The following is a 248-nucleotide window of genomic DNA, read 5'->3' as shown; positions in this document are numbered from 1 at the left end:
CCATTGGCGCGTCACGCGCAGATCATCCTGAAACTGCAGCAGCAGGTTTTCTGAGGGCATCGTGCCGCCGGTAAAGAAATACTTCGACATCCAATCCGTGCCGTCCTGCACCTGAAAGTGATACGCCAGCGTGCGGTGCGCGAAGAGGTGCACAAACAGCACGGCATCGGGCCGCATCCAGCGCGCGATCTTGCTGAGCAGCAGGCCGTAGTTCTTCATGTGCTCGAACATCTCGATCGACACCACGC

The 248-nt window shown here is 58.9% G+C and carries 1 protein-coding gene; it reads right to left on the bottom strand.

Annotated features, from left to right (window positions below; translation table 11 throughout):
- Positions 1–248 (bottom strand): class I SAM-dependent methyltransferase (locus ACVA58_RS28485; RefSeq protein ID WP_446513587.1); only part of this gene is annotated, 248 nt, incomplete at both ends.

This window comes from Photobacterium sp. DNB22_13_2, from assembly GCF_052873915.1.
The sequence above is the reverse complement of the archived record's forward strand: the minus strand, read 5'-3'. Positions and strand labels throughout refer to the sequence as shown.